The following is a 15,827-nucleotide window of genomic DNA, read 5'->3' as shown; positions in this document are numbered from 1 at the left end:
CTCAAGCTCGACAAAAACATAGGCCCCGTCATCGGCAAATGGACGATGGGGGCGAAACGTTGGACTATTCAACACCGGCGGTCTCCTTCAGTTCGGCCAAGGCCCGGGCGATGCCGTTGCTGACGGTCGTGACAGGCTGATTGCCGAGGATGTGCGGCACCGGGTCCGACGCCAAATCGGCGGGAATACGCAAGGGCGGTCCGCTGATCCGGATCTCGTTCCAGCCGGACTGGTGACTGAGTTCGGCGACAAAATCGGTCATCTCCACCGTATCGCCGACTATTGTCAGAACGGTCGCTCCTTCCAGCGGCACTGTCATCGCGGTCGAAAGGATCCGGGCCACGTCGTCGACGTAAACGAAGCCGACGCGGCCGGAAAAACGGATTTCAGCCGGTTCGCGGCGCACGGCTGCTCCAAGCGCGATCGACGGACCAGCCGCGATGCCAGCGCTTTCGCCGGGGCCGTAGACGATGTAGGGGCGAAGGCCGAGGCTCGGGATGCCGTGGTCGAGCAGATAGGCCCGCGCCATGCCTTCGACCGCAAGCTTTGTCGCCCCATAGACCGTCATCGGCCTCGGATTGACGGCATCGTCGAGTCCGAACACGCCGGCCGAACTCAGATAGGCAATCGGTAGGCGCTTTGCCTTTGCCGCCTCGAACACGTTGATGCTGCCTAGAAGATTGACGCGCGTGCCGAGCGCCGGGCTGCGGGCACAATCGACCGTCATCAGGCCGACGAGATGGACAATTCCGTTGCATCCATCGGCAGCTTTCGCCACCGCGGCGGCATCGGTGATGTCGCCCGAGACGATCTCAACGCCATCCATGACGGATAGTCGTTCCGGCTTGGGAGCTAGGTCAAAGATCCGGACCCGGTGCCCGGCCGCCTGCAATGCCCTGACGGTTCGCAGGCCGACGAAGCCGGTTCCGCCGGTCACAAGGACGAGGCTCATGCAGCTTTCCCCTTGCGAGCAGCGACGGCGCGGCGGGCTGCATGACGGGCGGCGATGGCCCCGAACACGATAGCCGGGCCAACCGTGATGCCTGGGCCGGGATAGACCCCGCCCATGATCGACTGCAAATCGTTGCCGCAGGCGTAAAGGCCTGAGATCGCCGATCCGTCGCGCCGCAGAAGCTGGGCATTTTCGTCGCCGACCAGGCCTATGGCCGAGCCGATATCGCCAGGCCAGAGTTTGACGGCATAATAGGGAGCCGTCTCGAGCGGCCCGAGCGTCGGATTGGGCCCATGCGTCGGATCGCCATTGGCCTTTTCGTAGACGGTGGTGCCGCGGGCGAAATCGGCGTCCGTGCCGCTCCTCGCATAGGCGTTCATCCTGGCCACGCTGTCGTTCAGGCCGGCAGCGTCGATGCCGAGCTTTCCTGCCAGTTCATCGAGCGTTGCAGCCTCGGTCAGGTAGCCATCGGCAAGATAGGGGGCAATGTTCGCACCGCCGGGCCGTATCATCCCCATGCCGTATTTCTTCAGCGCCGCAGCGTCGGCAATCAGATAGGTGGGCACATGGCTGCCGTCCTTGTTCGCCGCATACATGGCCGACACGAACAGGTGGTAGCTGGTGCTTTCGTTGACAAAGCGACGACCGTCGCGGCCAACCGAGATGATGCCGGGTTTGGAACGGTCGAAGACGAAATGCGGAAAAACCGCGATCGAGCCATCGGCGCGCTTGCGATGCGAGACCGGCGCCCAGAAGCACGGCTGCGCCGCCGTGTCGCCGTGATAGGCGCCCGCGTTAAAGGCGAGATCATGCAGCGTGCCCGTATGACCGGGTGCCGACGGGCTAAATTCGGGCAGTGGTTGCGGCAACTTGTCTGCACGCATGGTCGGGTGACGGGCAAAGCCGCCGGAGGCGAGGATCAAACCGCCCGTGACGTGAATCTGCCGTTCGGTATCCTTCTGACGGAGTGTCACGCCTGTTACGCCGTGAGGCCCGGTCGTGAACGCCAATGCCTCGGTTTCGGTGAGGATGGCGACCCCAAGCTTGCGCGCGGCAAGCAGCATCCTGCCGATGAGAGCATTGCCCATCACCAGCCGCGTTCCGCGGCCATGGCGGATCTTGTCCAGGTAGTAATGTCCGATCAGTCGAGCCGAGTAAGCGGTCGACTTCGCCGATTTGCCGATTTTCATCAGATGGGCGATGTCGTCACGGTCCACCATGAGGCCGCCGAGAATAGTAAATTCCGGGATGGGCGGACGGATGAGATGCAGGTCTTTCCCGAGCGCCGATGCATCGAACGGCAAAGGTTCGAGAGCCCGCCCGAAGGACGTGGCGCCCTCCAGCTCGTAAAGATAGTCGGGGTGAAAAGGGCGCGCACGGAATTTGACGTCCGTTTTGTCTTCCAGCGCATCGACCACACCTGTGCCGGCTGCAACAAACGCATCACGCACGGATTTGGAGCTGTGGTTGCCGACAGAGCGATCGAGAAAGCCTGAAACCTTATCGCGGCTGTCGTCGGCACCCATGGCCTGCGCGTGACGGGTAAGCGGGATCCACGTGGTCGCGGCGGAATAGGAGGTCGTGCCGCCGAGATATTCGGTGCGCTCGACCAAAAGGACACGTGCGCCTTCCATTGCGGCAAAGATGGCGGCAGACATGCCTCCTGCGCCAGCTCCCAGTACGACGACATCGTAATCCGGCCCGACCTCCGTCAGTGCATGTTGCATGTGGCAATCCTCCCAAAAGACGAGACAGACCAATCTTCTATGGCCACCATCACAAATAATGGAATGACATTCAAGAATAAAAACCAGTTCCATTTTTGTTATTCGTCTGATACCTCACATTCGATCGGGGAGGATTTGGATGGGACGTGTAATCGACATTGCGGTAATTGGTGCCGGTGCCATCGGCGGTACGCATATCGATACGCTGGCCGGAATGCCCCGTTTTCGCCTGACTTCGATCGTCGACCCGATGCCGGCGGGAGCTGTTCTCGCTGCCTCGCTCGGCATTCCCTGTCTTCCGTCCGCAGAGGCGTTGATCGATTCGGGTCTCGCTCGCGCGGCGATCGTTGCTACGCCGAACGAGACGCATCTCCCCGTATCCGAAGCTTTGTTGCGGGCCGGTATTCCTGTGCTTCTGGAAAAGCCGGTCGCCGAAAGCCTGGCTTCGGCGCTGAGGCTGATCGCGATTGCCGACGAGACCGGTCTGCCGCTTCTGATTGGCCATCACCGCCGCCATAACCCGATCATCCGCGCAGCCCATGCGGCGGTCCATGCCGGCCGGATTGGCGATCTGGTGATGGCGACCGTGACCTGTTCGCTGGCCAAGCCGGCCGGATACTTCGAGGCCGCGTGGCGCAGAACTCCGGGAGCCGGCGGGCCACTGCTGATCAACATGGTCCATGAAATCGATCTGCTGCGGCATTTCTTCGGCGAGATTGCGCAGGTCCAGGCGATCGCCAGCCATGCGCGCCGCGGGTTCGCCGTCGAGGATACGGCGGCGGTCAATCTCTCCTTCGTCGATGGCGGGATCGCGACCCTGTGCATATCCGATGCAGCGGTCGGCCCCTGGGCCTGGGACCTGACAGCGGCCGAAAATCCGGCACGCTTTCCGGCTCATCCGGTAACCGCCCATCATTTTGCCGGCAGCAAAGCTGGCCTCTCGCTGCCCGATCTGACGCTCTGGGAACCGAAGGGCGAGCCGGACTGGACTAAAGAATTGCGGCCGACCGTACTCGATGTCATCCAGGCCGACCCCTACGAGCGGCAGCTTTCCCATTTTGCCGATCTGATCGACGGGTCAGGCACGCCGATCGTGTCAGTGCGGGACGCGACGGCCAACCTGATCGTGCTCGATGCGATCCGCGCGGCAGCCGATACCGGACAGTCCGTCACAGTTGACCTTTCACCGCTCGAAAGCCTTAGTGGAACCGTGTTCAACAACGGAATGGGTCCATGAGCAGCGTTCTCGGAAAATCCCTCGCCATCATCGAACTGCTGGTCAATCATCCGGCCGGCCTCACCGTGTCGGCGATCGCCAGCGAAATCGATCAGCCGGCAAGCGGCGTACACCGGACTTTGCAGGAGCTCGCGCGGCTCGGTTACGTGCGCCAGGCGCAGGCGCAGGGCGATTACGCCCTGACTATCAAGCTGCCGGCCATGGGCGTCGGGTTTCTCGGCCGTGCCGGCATTACGGATGTGGCGCAGCCGGTGCTCGACGAACTGGCAGCCCATTCCGGCGAGTTGATCCGGCTTTCGGTCATCGATGGCGACCGCTTGACCTGGGTGGCGGTGGCGCAGGGGGCAACACGTGGCCTCCGTTACGATCCGGGCCAGGAACAGGGCGTGGTCGTGCATCTGGCGAGTTCCGCCGGCGGTAAGGCGTGGCTTTCGTCGATGAGTGATGAAGAGGCGCTGTCGCTTGTCTCCGGCCAAGGGCTTTTGCGACAGGCGGAAGGCACGGGACCGAACGCCCCGCGCAGCCTTACGCTCCTGTTGGAACAACTGGCTCAGGCCCGCGCGCTCGGTTACGCGACGGCGGTGGATAGCTATATCGCCGGCATGGCGGCGATGGCCGTTCCGGTCCGGTATCACGGCCATGGTCAGGTGCTCGGATGTCTCTCGATCGCCGGCCCGGCCGTGCGGATGACCGCGGAGCGGATGGCGGTGCTCGCACCCCGGCTCCAGGCCGCGGCCATCGAACTTGGCGAGGCAGCCTCGGGATCGCAATATTTTCAGGCAGTCGTGAAGGCGGTTGAGCCGGCCAGCGGAATGGAACGAAAGACCGCGTAGCAACGCGCCGTTCCACTGTCTTGTCCGGGCATGTACGTAAGGCGGGGATGGATGGAACGGCAATCTGTGATTACCATGACCTGTGATGTTCTCGTCATCGGTTCCGGCGCTGCCGGGCTCGCGGCGGCGGTGACGGCAGCGCACTACGGCTGCAAGGTCATCGTCGCTGAAAAGGCTTCTGTTTTCGGCGGCACATCAGCCTGGTCGGGCGGCTGGCTCTGGATACCCCGCAATCCTCTGGCGCGGGCCGCCGGAATAGACGAACCACCGGAGGGGCCCCGCGGATACCTGCGCAGCGAACTCGGCAACCGTTACGGTGATCCGCGCGTCGCGGCCTTCCTGGACAATGGTCCGGAAATGGTTTCCTTCTTCCAAGATCATACGGAGGTCCGCTGGGTGGACGGCAATCGCGTGCCGGATTTCCACGACACGCCCGGTGCTCTGATGGGTGGCCGGTCGGTGACGGCAGCTCCGTATGACGGGCGGCGGCTCGGGCCATGGATCGACAAGCTTCGCCCGCCGCTCGACGTCGCCAGCCTCTGGGGCATGGGGCTCGCAAGCGGTGCCGACATCGGACATTTCTTCAAGGCAACCCGCAAGCCGCGTTCGGGGCTCTACGCAGCGGGCCGTCTCGTCCGGCATCTCCGCGATCTTGCCCTGCACCGCCGCGGCATGCATCTCGTCAACGGCAATGCTCTTGTTGCACGCTTGTTGCGATCAGCGCTCGATCTCGGCGTGTCGATGATGGAACAGGCGCCGGTAAAAGAGCTGTTGCGGAATGGCGATCGGGTCGTCGGCGCGCGGCTGGGCACCGACGGTGGCGATACGATCGTTCATGCGGCGCGGGGCGTCGTGCTGGCGACCGGTGGTTTTCCGCATGACCGCGACCGTCTGACTGCGCTTGCCGGATCGGCCGGCGGCGGCGAGGGGCATTTTTCGGCCGCACCCAGCAGCAATACGGGCGACGGATTGCGGCTGGGGGAAACCGTCGGCGCCACCGTTTCCGCAGATCTCGCATCGGCCATGGCGTTGGCGCCGGTGTCGCTGGTGACACGGCCGGATGGCAGCGTTGCCCATTTCCCGCATCTGATCGAACGCGCCAAACCCGGCATCATCGCCGTCAACGCGTCGGGCAGACGGTTCGTCAACGAGGCGGACAGTTATCACGACTTCACCAAGGCGCTGCTCGATGCGACGCCGCAGGCAAGCCCGCCCGTTGCCTGGCTGATTGCCGACCACAAGGCACAGCGGCGCTGGGGCCTTGGATGGGCAAAGCCGTTTCCGTTTCCTCTCGGCCCCGCGATCCGTTCCGGCTACCTCAAGAGAGGTCGAACGCTGGCCGAGCTTGCCGCGGTCTGCGGCATTCCCGAAGCAGCTCTCACAGACACGGTCGCGACTTTCAATCGACATGCCGAGCGTGGCGAAGACCCCGAATTCGGGCGTGGCCGGTCCGCCTACAACCGGGTCCAGGGCGATGCCGACCACGCGCCCAATCCATCGCTTGCCCCGCTTACTCATGGGCCGTTTTACGCGGTGAAAATCGTGCCCGGATCGCTCGGAAGCTTCGCCGGCCTACGCACCGATCCGCAGGCGCGGGTTCTGGACGCGGGCGGCGAGGCAATCCCCGGTCTGTTTGCTGTCGGCAACGACATGACGTCGATCATGGGCGGCAATTACCCGTCCGGCGGCATCACACTCGGTCCGGGCATGACGTTCGGATACATCGCCGGTCGGGTTCTGTCCGGCCAGCCCGTCACGGTATCCGAGACAATTTCACAGGAGGAAATGGAATGAGCCTTTATGAACTTGCGACGCTCGACACGGTGATCTTCGGCGCTGGCAAGGCAACGCCTGGGATCGAAGCCTGGGTTGCCGCAGGCGAGGGGCGCCTCTGCGGAGCCTGGGGCACCGATATCGGCTCGCTGAACCGTATCTTCCTGCTGCGCGCCTTCGACAGTCTCGATAGTCTCTACGGCGAGCGCGAGCGGGCGTTGCGTAGCGACAACCCCTTCGGCTGCGTCGAGCAACTGGTTTCGCTCAGCATGGAAAGCTACCGCGCGCTGGAATTCCTGGCCCCCATCAAGGCCGGCACGTTCGGTCCGATCTATGAGTTCCGCACCTATCACACCCGGATCAACGGCATCACGCCGACCGCGGAAAAATGGGCCGATGCGGTGCCCGGGCGCGAGGCCTATTCGAAGCTCACCGTTGCCATGTATGGGCTCGACGGCAGGCCGCGGCTCACCCAGATCTGGCCCTATGCCAGCCTTGCCGCCCGCACCGACGCCCGCGGAAAATCGGTCGCCGACGGCAAGTGGCCACCGAAGGGCGGTCCCGACTGGCTGACACCTGAAATGACCAGCCAGATCGCCATGCCGCTACCCTTCTCGCCGCTGAAGTGAAGGCACTGATCGGGCAGGCCATCATCGCGACGGCCTGGTACGAGACGTCTGGACGTCATCCTACGGCTCTCCGTGTCCGGCGAGCGTTGCTTTTCTCCGTGAAGGTGGACCGGCATTAGTCCTATAGATTGGCCGTATAATCCATTGTTCAAACGCCTGCGGGTGCGCTTAAAGAGACCCCAAGATCTACGGAGGATTTCATGCGCACCCAAGTCGCCATCATCGGTTCTGGCCCTTCGGGTCTCTTGCTTGGCCAATTGCTGACCAATGCCGGTATCGAAAACGTCATTCTCGACAGGGTGAGCAAGGACTACATCCTTGGCCGGGTGCGGGCGGGCGTGCTGGAGGAAGGCATGGTCAGCATGATGGAGCGTGCCGGTGCGGCGGACAGGATGCACAGGGACGGCCTCCCACATGACGGGTTCTCGCTTGCCTTCGACGGCCGCGACCACCGCATAGACCTGTTCGGGCTAACAGGAAAACGCGTGCTGGTTTACGGCCAGACCGAAGTCACCCGCGACCTGATGGATCAGCGCGAAGCCTCCGGCGCAACCACGATCTATAGTGCCGAAAACGTAGCGCCGCATGACTTCGATGGAACGAACCCGTACGTGACATTCGAAAAAGAGGGCGTCAGCCACCGGATCGACTGCGATTTCATCGCCGGCTGCGACGGTTACCACGGCATCAGCCGTAAATCGGTGCCGGAGCACAGTCTCACGACGTTCGAACGGGTCTATCCGTTCGGCTGGCTCGGGATCCTGGCGGATGTGCCGCCGGTCAGCCACGAACTGATCTACGCCAATCACAGCCGCGGTTTCGCACTGTGTTCGATGCGCTCGGCCAGCCGCAGCCGCTACTATATCCAGTGCGGACTGGACGAGAAGATCGAGGATTGGTCGGATGAGCGCTTCTACGACGAACTGCGTCGGCGGCTGCCGGCGGAGCATGCGGAAAGCATGGTCGTCGGCCCCTCATTCGAAAAATCGATCGCGCCGTTGCGGTCCTTCGTTGCCGAGCCGATGCGGATCGGCCGCCTGTTCCTGGTCGGCGATGCCGCCCATATCGTGCCCCCGACCGGCGCCAAGGGGTTGAACCTTGCAACCAGTGACGTGTTCTACCTGTTCGAAGGTCTGCAGGAGTATTTCTCAGAGAAATCAGCCGCGGCAATCGACGCCTATTCGATGCGAGCCCTCAAACGGGTATGGGGCGCCGTGCGCTTCTCCTGGTCGATGACGACGATGATGCACCGCTTTCCCGAAGCCGGCGAGTTTGACCGGAAAATCCAGGAAGCGGAACTCAATTACCTCGTAGGCTCGAAGGCTGCCGCAACAGCACTCGCCGAAAACTATGTCGGCATTCCCTATTAGGCTCCGTCGGAAAGAGTTGTAGGCCGAAGCTGCGGAGCGGCCGCCATACACGCCGATCGCGATCATTGCCCATCGCAAACGTGATAATATGTTGTATTCGTCGACATGCGTCATACACTTGGCAGGATGGTTGGGCGTTCCTGATCGTCGGCATCCGCAATATCGGTTGTGTGTCCCACTGAATATTTTATGTTGAAGTGACAGCAGACGAGAACGATCGATTGGTAGATACGCACGACAGTCCTTTCACCACTCAGAAATCGGTACATCGGCGGAAAGCGTGCAGCGCTTGTGCCAACTGCGATGTGCGCACAATGGCTGTTTGTGCTGCGTTGGCTGACGAGGAACTTTCCGAACTCGACAAGATCATGACCTCTCGGCATCTTGCTCCCAACGAGATGCTTGTGAGTGAAGGCGACCCTTTGCATCGGACCTACAGCCTTACTGCAGGCATGTTGCGACTATCGATCGCGCTCCCCGATGGACGCCGCCAGATCACCGGCTTTCTGCTGCCGGGCGACTATCTTGGCCTGGCGGATGAGGACGTCCATTCCTCCACGGCGGAAGCGATTGGTTCAGTCCAGCTCTGTTCGTTCTCGACGCGCGAAATGCATGCGCTGATGGAACGCTACCCCAAGCTGAAGGACCGGCTGCATTCCTTTACCCGCTCGGCGCTTCGCCAGGCCCGTGATAATCAGATGATCCTCGGGCGCCTGGCGCCGGTCGAAAAGCTTGCGAGCTTTCTTCTGGCGCTGTCTGCAAGGGCTGCGGAGCATAAGCTTTCCGCCAATCCTCTGTCACTGCCAATGTCGCGGACCGACATAGCGGACTATCTTGGGCTGACGATCGAAACCGTCAGCCGCTCCTTCACCAAGCTGCGCAATACTGGCATGATCCGGCTGCCCGATCCGCAAACCGTCGAACTGATCGACATGTCCGCGCTTGAGGCCGTTGCAGGCATCAACGTTCACTGATCTTCGCGCAGACGTCCGTCCGTCAGATGGAGGATGCGGTCAACGATCCCGACCGGCAAGTACGCATGGCTGATGAGGAGGACGGTTCGTCCCACCGTCGCGTTCCTGAGATCACTGAAGAACGAGAGTTCGGTTTCCCGGTCGAGACCGCTGGTCGGCTCATCGAGAACGAGGATCTCCGCCTTGGACAGAAGTGTTCGGGCGAGGCAAAGCCGCCGCGCCTGTCCAACGGAGAGTGTATGACCGGCTTCTCCGACCGGCGTTTCCAGACGGGAAGGCAGACTGCGCACAAAGTCGGCGAGACGCGCCTTGCCGAGAGCGAACCAGCATTCGTCATCGCTCGCTCCGTTGCAGCCGATCCTCAGATTGCCACCGATCGTGCCGATGAAGACCGGCGCGTTCTGTTCGAGCAGGGCGATCCTGGCGTGAAGATCGGACTGCGCGATGTCGCGGATATCCGTACCCGCAACGCGCACGGCTCCCGCGATGGGATCAGCGAGGCGCAGGAGAAGGGCGCCGAGTGTGGATTTTCCGGCGCCGCTTTCCCCCATGATGGCGACGCTGCTTCCGGCGTTCACCGTCAGATCGAGGTTCCGTAGGACAGGCCGCCGCGGATTGTAGCCGAAGGTCAGGCCTTCGATTGAGATACTTCCCCCGGCGGGAAGGGCTGCCGGGTGGAGCGTATCGACGACAACAGGTGGTGTCTCCGCCAGTCTCCTCAGTCGCTCCGCCGCGGCGATCGCGCTACCGAACTTTGCGACCTGACGGGTGACGGCCGCCGTTGCCTCGAAGCTCCCGAGCGAGGCGAGAAGAAGGCCGACGAGAATAGGGCCGCTGATCAGGCCACGTTCCAGAGCCGTCAGCCCGGTCAGCAATGTGCCGACGACTGCAAGTCCTCCGAGGACGGCGATTGCTGTTGACGCCGATGCCGAGGCACGGGCGAGACGCAGCCTCGTCCTTGAAAGATCTGCAGCGATTGCATCGGAGCGTGCCCGCATCCGATCGGCAGCACCGAATGCAATCAGATCGGCGTGGCCGTCGACCATGTCGAACGCCGCCACACGCAGTTCGGTCGAGAGGTCTATGATCCGGGCGCCCAGCCGGCGCGTTCCGCTTGAAAGCAGAATCGGAACGACAAACAGAGCTGTCGCCATGAAGACCGCATATAGGACTGCAGCTGCCGGCAGCATGACGGACAGGAAAACGGTCACTGCCGTTGCTGTGAGTACACCCGTCACGAGCGGACCGGCTGCAACGATGAACACACTGTCGAGCGCATCCACGTCTGCCGTTAGCCGTGAAACCGCATCGCCCTTGCGGAGCGTCTGGCTGGCTTGGTGCACGCCGGGACCGAGGCGTCTGAACAGCCATTCTCTGATGTCGGCCAGCACTCGAAGCGTCGTGTCGTGACCGACGAGCTTTTCGCCGTAGCGCGACAGAATACGCAGCATCGACAGGCCGCGGACGGCAGCCGATGGGCCGAATAGGTTAAAGCTCATGGCAGCCGTGGTCAGGAATGCCGCGGTCAGGAACCAGCCGGACAGGCCCAGCAGAGCAACGCCCGCGAGAAGCGTCGCAAGCGAGAGGCCAAGGGCAATGGCGAAGCCTGCCAGATGCCGCCGAAACAGCGGGTGGAAAGACAGGAGCGCTCTCATGCGGCAAACTCCCGACCAGAGGAAACGACAGACAGGGTCGGCTTCATTGGCAAGAGATGTCCGTTCTCGAACCGCACTGTCGCGTCCATGCGGGAAGCGACCGTCATCGAATGCGTGGCAATGATCATCGTCCGCCCTTGGGCGAAACCCTGGAGGCGATCGAGCACGGTCGCTTCCGTCTCGGGATCGAGATGCGCGGTCGGCTCATCGAGCAGGATGATGGACGGATCCGTGAGATAGAGGCGGGCCAGGCCGACGCGATGAGCCTCGCCGCCCGACAGGCCGAGACCACCTTCTCCGATGCCGGTGGCAAGGCCGTCCGGAAGGCCATCGCTGAACGCCGTGACCAGGGCCAGATCGGCCGCGCGGCGGATCTCGTCGTCGCTGGCGCCGGGATTAGCAAGGCGGATATTGTCGGCGATCGTGCCGTGAAAGAGATGCGGTTTCTGACTGACGAAGGTCAGCATCCGGCGGAGCTCGCGCTCATCGATGTCATCGAGCCGGCGATTGCCGAACTCGATTGTTCCCTCAGTGCGCGCAAGCCTTGCCAGCACATTCAGCAGCGTCGACTTGCCGATGCCACTGCGGCCGACGAGAGCGATATGCTGGCCAGCCGGGATGGAAAGTCTGCTCGATGTGAGCAGAATGGAGCAACCGTCCGGCGTTTTGATGCTGAAATTGGTGGCGAGGATCGGGACCGCGGAGGAGACAAGCCGCACCGGTGCCGGAGGGATGATCACAGCCGCGGGCATGGGAAGCTCGCCGAATTGCCGCACGATCTCTGCGACCGCCCCCTTGGCATGGGCGCGGTCGTGGTAATGTGCGGCGAGCGATCTAAGCGGAAGATAAACTTCCGGAGCCAGCAGCAGACAGAAAAGCCCGGATTGGAGCGACAACTGCGTACCCGGCAGGTCGACCATGCCGAGATAGCTGAGGCCGACGTAAAGTGCGACGCCGGCAACGCCGAGCGCTGCGAAGAATTCGAGCACCGCCGATGACAGGAACGCGATGCGCAGCACGCGCAGCGTCCGCCGGCGAAGCTGGTCTGTCGCTTCGTGCATGGCTCCAGCCTCGATCTCCATTCGTCCGAACAGCTTCAGCGTGAGGAGGCCGCCGAGACGATCGGCAAAATACTCCGACAGCCGCGACAGCGCATTGGCCTGTGCATCGCTCGCGGCCTGCGCCCCGAAGCCGACCAGCGCCATGAACAGCGGGATCATCGGCGCAGTGAACAAGAACAACAACCCGACCACCCAGTCGAACGGCATGACGGCCGCGGCAAAGACGATGGGGAGCAGCGCGGCCTGAATGGTTGCGGGCAGGAACCGCGAAAAGAATCCCTCCAGAGCCTCGACCTGATCGACGACCGTGCTGGCAAGCGCGCCGGACGACCGGTCTTGTCTCCAGTCTGGACGGGGGGCGAGCAGCCGTGTGGTCAGGCTGTCGCGCACCGTTCGCTTGATCTTTTCGGCAGCGAACGATCCCGCCACTTCGGCAGCAATGGAGAGGGCGATACGGAGTGCAACGAGGGAGGCGAAACCGAAGATCTGCGGCCAGAGCTGGTCTAAGGGAACGCCATCCTCGATCGCCCGGCCAAGCACCTGCGACAAAAGCAGCACCTGCCCGATCAGCAGCAGGCCGGAGAGTATAGGGAGTGCGACCGCGATGCCGAGGGCGATGCCGCCGTGTCGGCGCAGGGCGGAAAGCGCTTTCCGGTCGCCGCCATCTTCACCCATTTCCTGCTCGTCTGTGATTGTGGTCATCGGTTTCCGCACTGCCCTGATCGTCGTGGGACTATCTAATCCGGCATGCAGGAGGGCTCATTGATTGCAATCAATGCACGGGGCCCGTGCGGTGGATTATGCCGCTTTCAGACCGGGGATTTCGAACCGGAAAACCTGAAAACAGGCGGGTAGACACATGATCGACTTTACGGTTGTCGACCTTTCGCGACTGCAGTTCGCGGCGACGGCAATGTACCACTTCCTCTTTGTTCCGCTGACCTTGGGGCTGTCCTTCCTGATGGCCATTATGGAAAGCGTCTATGTGATGACCGGGCGCGAAATCTGGCGGCGCATGACACTTTTCTGGGGCACGCTGTTCGGCATCAACTTTGCGCTGGGCGTCGCAACCGGCATCGTCATGGAGTTCCAGTTCGGCATGAACTGGAGCTATTACAGCCACTATGTCGGCGATATCTTCGGGGCGCCCCTGGCGATCGAGGGCCTGATGGCCTTCTTCCTGGAAGCCACGTTTATCGGCATCTTCTTCTTTGGCTGGGACAGGCTTTCCAAAGTCGGCCATCTGGCCGTGACCTGGCTCGTGGCGCTCGGCGCCAACTTCTCGGCCCTGTGGATCCTGATCGCCAACGGCTGGATGCAGAACCCCGTCGGCTCGACCTTCAATCCCGATACCATGCGCATGGAAATCACCGATTTCGCCGCTGTCATCTTTAATCCCGTGGCGCAGGCAAAGTTCGTCCACACGGTCAGCGCCGGCTATGTCACCGGCTCCATGTTCGTCATGGCGATCAGCGCCTGGTTCCTGCTGCGGGGACGCCATCTGGATCTAGCCAAGCGGTCGATGGCGGTCGCTGCGAGCTTCGGCCTCGCCTCGGCTCTTTCCGTCGTCGTCCTTGGTGACGAGAGCGGCTATGTGGCGACCGAGCACCAGCAGATGAAGATCGCTGCGATGGAAAGCATGTGGGAAACAGAACCGGCACCTGCCGGCCTCAATGTCTTTGCCATCCCGGGCGTCCGCGAGAACAGCTATGAGGTGAAAATCCCTTACGTCCTTGGCCTCATCACCACGCGATCACTCTCCACCGAGGTGCCCGGCATTCTGCCCTTGGTCGAGCGTGCGGAAGTCCGCATCCGCAACGGCATGACCGCCTATGCGGCGCTGGACCAGATTCGTGCCGACCGCAACAATGCTGCTGCCCGCCAGACCTTTGCCGATACCTGGCATGACCTCGGTTATGCACTCCTGTTGAAGCGTTACGTCGATGACGTGACGGCGGCGACCGACGAGCAGATCGAAAAGGCCGCCTGGGATACGGTGCCGGACGTGCCGACGCTGTTCTGGAGCTTCCGGTTCATGGTTGCGATCGGCATTTACCTGATCGTCTTCTTCGCGGTGGCTTTCTATCTGGCCTCCCGCCACAGGCTTGGTGAAAACCGCGTGCTTCTGTGGATCGCCCTGTTCAGTCTGCCGCTGCCATGGGTTGCCATCGAATTCGGCTGGCTCGTTGCCGAATACGGGCGTCAGCCTTGGGTGGTCGAGGGAGTGCTGCCGACCTTTTATGCCGCGTCGGGCCTAACCCTCGTGGATCTGGCGATCAGCCTCGGCTTCTTCCTCACGGTCTACACGACGCTTGCCGTCATCATGGTTCTGCTGATGCTCAAAATCATCAAGGCAGGTCCGAGCGAAAGAAACGTGCTGATCGACGGCATTCGCGGATCGGCAGTGGTTCCCGAACGCGCCGCCGCTGCGCCGCAACGCTGACCCTCTCATTCGAAAGCAAGGTCCATGTCCCATTTACCTCTCGATTATGAAACATTGCGGATCATCTGGTGGCTGCTGCTCGGCGTCCTCCTGATCGGCTTTGCCATCGCCGACGGCTACGATCTCGGCGTTGGCGCCCTCCTGCCATTTGCGGCCAAGACGGACGAGGAGCGGCGCATCCTGCTCAACCTGATTGGGCCGACCTGGGAAGGGAACCAGGTCTGGCTCGTTCTGGGCGGCGGCGCCATCTTTGCCGCTTGGCCGGCGCTCTACGCGGCTTCTTTCTCCGGCTTCTACCTTGCCATGATCGCCATCCTGCTGGCCCTCATCCTCCGGCCGGTCGGTTTCAAGTTCCGCGGCAAGGTCAAGGATCCGCGCTGGAGAAGCACCTGGGACTGGGCGCTGTTCATCGGCGGTTTCGTGCCGGCGCTGATCTTCGGTGTAGCGGTCGGTAACGTGCTGCTCGGTGTGCCCTTTGGCCTCGACGGTACGATGAGGGCCCATTATGACGGCAATTTCTTCGGGCTTCTTCGTCCCTTTGCCCTGGTCGCGGGCCTCACCAGCCTGTCGATGCTGGTCATGCACGGGGCTGTCGTCATCGCCATGCGCTGCGCCGGACCGGTCGCCGAACGCGCAACGCGCTTTGGCCGGATGGCGGCCGCAGCCACCGTTGCTCTCTTCGCGCTCGCCGGCTTGTGGGTCGCCTTCGGTATGGACGGCTATGTCGTCACCAGTGTTCAGGAAGCTGCCGGTCCATCCAATCCGCTGGCGAAAACCGTCGTCACGCAGGCTGGAGCATGGCTGAACAACTACCATGCATATCCCTGGATGATCACCGCGCCGGTTCTCGGTTTCGTCGGGTCGCTCGTCGCCCTGGCAGGACTTGGCAGCCGCCGGTTCAAGATCGCACTCGCTGGATCGAGCCTTGCCATCTTCGGCATCATCTCGACCGCCGGCCTGTCGCTGTTTCCCTTTCTTCTGCCGTCGTCGATCGATCCGGCCGTGAGCCTGACGGTCTGGGACGCGTCATCCAGCCACCTCACCCTGTTCATCATGCTGCTGGCGACCGTCGTCTTCCTGCCGATCGTGCTCGCCTACACAGCCTGGGTCTACCACGTGATGCGCGGTCCAGTGAACGCGGCCTCGATCGGTCGCAATCCGAACGCTTACTGA

General features: G+C 62.5%; 12 protein-coding genes. 8 read left to right on the top strand and 4 right to left on the bottom strand.

What is annotated here, in order from left to right:
* Positions 1–64: 64 nt before the first annotated feature.
* Together ACQY1P_RS02290 and ACQY1P_RS02285 are read right to left on the bottom strand one after the other, a co-directional pair.
* The gene (locus ACQY1P_RS02290) at positions 65–952 is read right to left on the bottom strand and encodes an NAD(P)-dependent oxidoreductase (protein WP_325264731.1); all 888 of its coding nucleotides are present in this window, start codon (positions 950–952) and stop codon (positions 65–67) included.
* Complete coding sequence (locus ACQY1P_RS02285) at positions 949–2,679, bottom strand: FAD-dependent oxidoreductase (protein WP_325264733.1); 1,731 nt, start codon at positions 2,677–2,679, stop codon at positions 949–951. The genes ACQY1P_RS02290 and ACQY1P_RS02285 overlap by 4 nt, the downstream gene beginning before the upstream one ends.
* Positions 2,680–2,818: 139 nt before the next feature.
* Between ACQY1P_RS02285 and ACQY1P_RS02280 the strand changes: the two genes are divergently transcribed.
* The 6 genes from ACQY1P_RS02280 to ACQY1P_RS02255 all read left to right on the top strand — a co-directional run bounded on the left by ACQY1P_RS02280 (position 2,819) and on the right by ACQY1P_RS02255 (position 9,495).
* Complete coding sequence (locus tag ACQY1P_RS02280; RefSeq protein WP_192087253.1) at positions 2,819–3,916, top strand: Gfo/Idh/MocA family protein; 1,098 nt, start codon at positions 2,819–2,821, stop codon at positions 3,914–3,916.
* Entirely contained in the window at positions 3,913–4,749 is an 837-nt protein-coding gene (locus ACQY1P_RS02275; protein WP_192087254.1) for an IclR family transcriptional regulator, read from the top strand. Before ACQY1P_RS02280 ends, ACQY1P_RS02275 begins: the two co-directional genes overlap by 4 nt.
* Before the next feature lie 51 nt (positions 4,750–4,800).
* Positions 4,801–6,543, top strand: a complete 1,743-nt coding sequence (locus ACQY1P_RS02270; protein WP_430253788.1) for an FAD-dependent oxidoreductase — start codon at positions 4,801–4,803, stop codon at positions 6,541–6,543.
* On the top strand, positions 6,540–7,151 hold the full coding sequence (locus tag ACQY1P_RS02265) for an NIPSNAP family protein (RefSeq protein ID WP_174197614.1): 612 nt from the start codon (positions 6,540–6,542) through the stop codon (positions 7,149–7,151). Before ACQY1P_RS02270 ends, ACQY1P_RS02265 begins: the two co-directional genes overlap by 4 nt.
* A gap of 200 nt (positions 7,152–7,351) precedes the next feature.
* A complete protein-coding gene (gene pobA / locus ACQY1P_RS02260) occupies positions 7,352–8,521 on the top strand; it encodes a 4-hydroxybenzoate 3-monooxygenase (protein WP_430253786.1) in 1,170 nt (389 codons plus the stop codon).
* 314 nt (positions 8,522–8,835) lie between these two features.
* Complete coding sequence (locus ACQY1P_RS02255) at positions 8,836–9,495, top strand: helix-turn-helix domain-containing protein (protein ID WP_082471789.1); 660 nt, start codon at positions 8,836–8,838, stop codon at positions 9,493–9,495.
* On the opposite strand, the gene cydC is transcribed toward ACQY1P_RS02255, so the two are convergent.
* Together cydC and cydD are read right to left on the bottom strand one after the other, a co-directional pair.
* Positions 9,489–11,150 (bottom strand): thiol reductant ABC exporter subunit CydC, encoded by a 1,662-nt coding sequence (gene cydC / locus ACQY1P_RS02250; protein ID WP_430253784.1) that lies wholly within the window; start codon positions 11,148–11,150, stop codon positions 9,489–9,491. The two genes, ACQY1P_RS02255 and cydC, sit on opposite strands and share 7 nt — an antisense overlap.
* Complete coding sequence (gene cydD, locus ACQY1P_RS02245; RefSeq protein ID WP_430253782.1) at positions 11,147–12,913, bottom strand: thiol reductant ABC exporter subunit CydD; 1,767 nt, start codon at positions 12,911–12,913, stop codon at positions 11,147–11,149. Before cydD ends, cydC begins: the two co-directional genes overlap by 4 nt.
* A 160-nt stretch (positions 12,914–13,073) precedes the next feature.
* Between cydD and ACQY1P_RS02240 the strand changes: the two genes are divergently transcribed.
* Together ACQY1P_RS02240 and cydB are read left to right on the top strand one after the other, a co-directional pair.
* Positions 13,074–14,654 carry a cytochrome ubiquinol oxidase subunit I gene (locus ACQY1P_RS02240; RefSeq protein WP_430253893.1) on the top strand — a complete coding sequence of 527 codons (1,581 nt, stop codon included), beginning with the start codon at positions 13,074–13,076 and terminating at the stop codon, positions 14,652–14,654.
* 24 nt (positions 14,655–14,678) lie between these two features.
* Positions 14,679–15,827: a cytochrome d ubiquinol oxidase subunit II gene (gene cydB / locus ACQY1P_RS02235; protein ID WP_113166115.1), complete on the top strand. Its 1,149-nt coding sequence runs from the start codon at positions 14,679–14,681 to the stop codon at positions 15,825–15,827.

Source organism: Neorhizobium sp. DAR64872/K0K18 (assembly GCF_050500175.1).
In the GTDB taxonomy this organism is placed as follows: Bacteria; Pseudomonadota; Alphaproteobacteria; order Rhizobiales; family Rhizobiaceae; genus Neorhizobium; species Neorhizobium soli.
This window is presented reverse-complemented; position numbering and strand designations above follow the sequence as displayed.

Coding starts and splice junctions, on each gene's coding strand:
- ACQY1P_RS02285 (WP_325264733.1), bottom strand. CDS start 2,679: ATGCAACATGCACTGACGGAGGTCGGGCCGGATTACGATGTCGTCGTA.
- ACQY1P_RS02265 (WP_174197614.1), top strand. CDS start 6,540: ATGAGCCTTTATGAACTTGCGACGCTCGACACGGTGATCTTCGGCGCT.
- pobA (WP_430253786.1), top strand. CDS start 7,352: ATGCGCACCCAAGTCGCCATCATCGGTTCTGGCCCTTCGGGTCTCTTG.
- cydC (WP_430253784.1), bottom strand. CDS start 11,150: ATGAGAGCGCTCCTGTCTTTCCACCCGCTGTTTCGGCGGCATCTGGCA.
- ACQY1P_RS02280 (WP_192087253.1), top strand. CDS start 2,819: ATGGGACGTGTAATCGACATTGCGGTAATTGGTGCCGGTGCCATCGGC.
- ACQY1P_RS02290 (WP_325264731.1), bottom strand. CDS start 952: ATGAGCCTCGTCCTTGTGACCGGCGGAACCGGCTTCGTCGGCCTGCGA.
- ACQY1P_RS02255 (WP_082471789.1), top strand. CDS start 8,836: ATGGCTGTTTGTGCTGCGTTGGCTGACGAGGAACTTTCCGAACTCGAC.
- ACQY1P_RS02275 (WP_192087254.1), top strand. CDS start 3,913: ATGAGCAGCGTTCTCGGAAAATCCCTCGCCATCATCGAACTGCTGGTC.
- cydB (WP_113166115.1), top strand. CDS start 14,679: ATGTCCCATTTACCTCTCGATTATGAAACATTGCGGATCATCTGGTGG.
- ACQY1P_RS02270 (WP_430253788.1), top strand. CDS start 4,801: ATGGAACGGCAATCTGTGATTACCATGACCTGTGATGTTCTCGTCATC.
- cydD (WP_430253782.1), bottom strand. CDS start 12,913: ATGACCACAATCACAGACGAGCAGGAAATGGGTGAAGATGGCGGCGAC.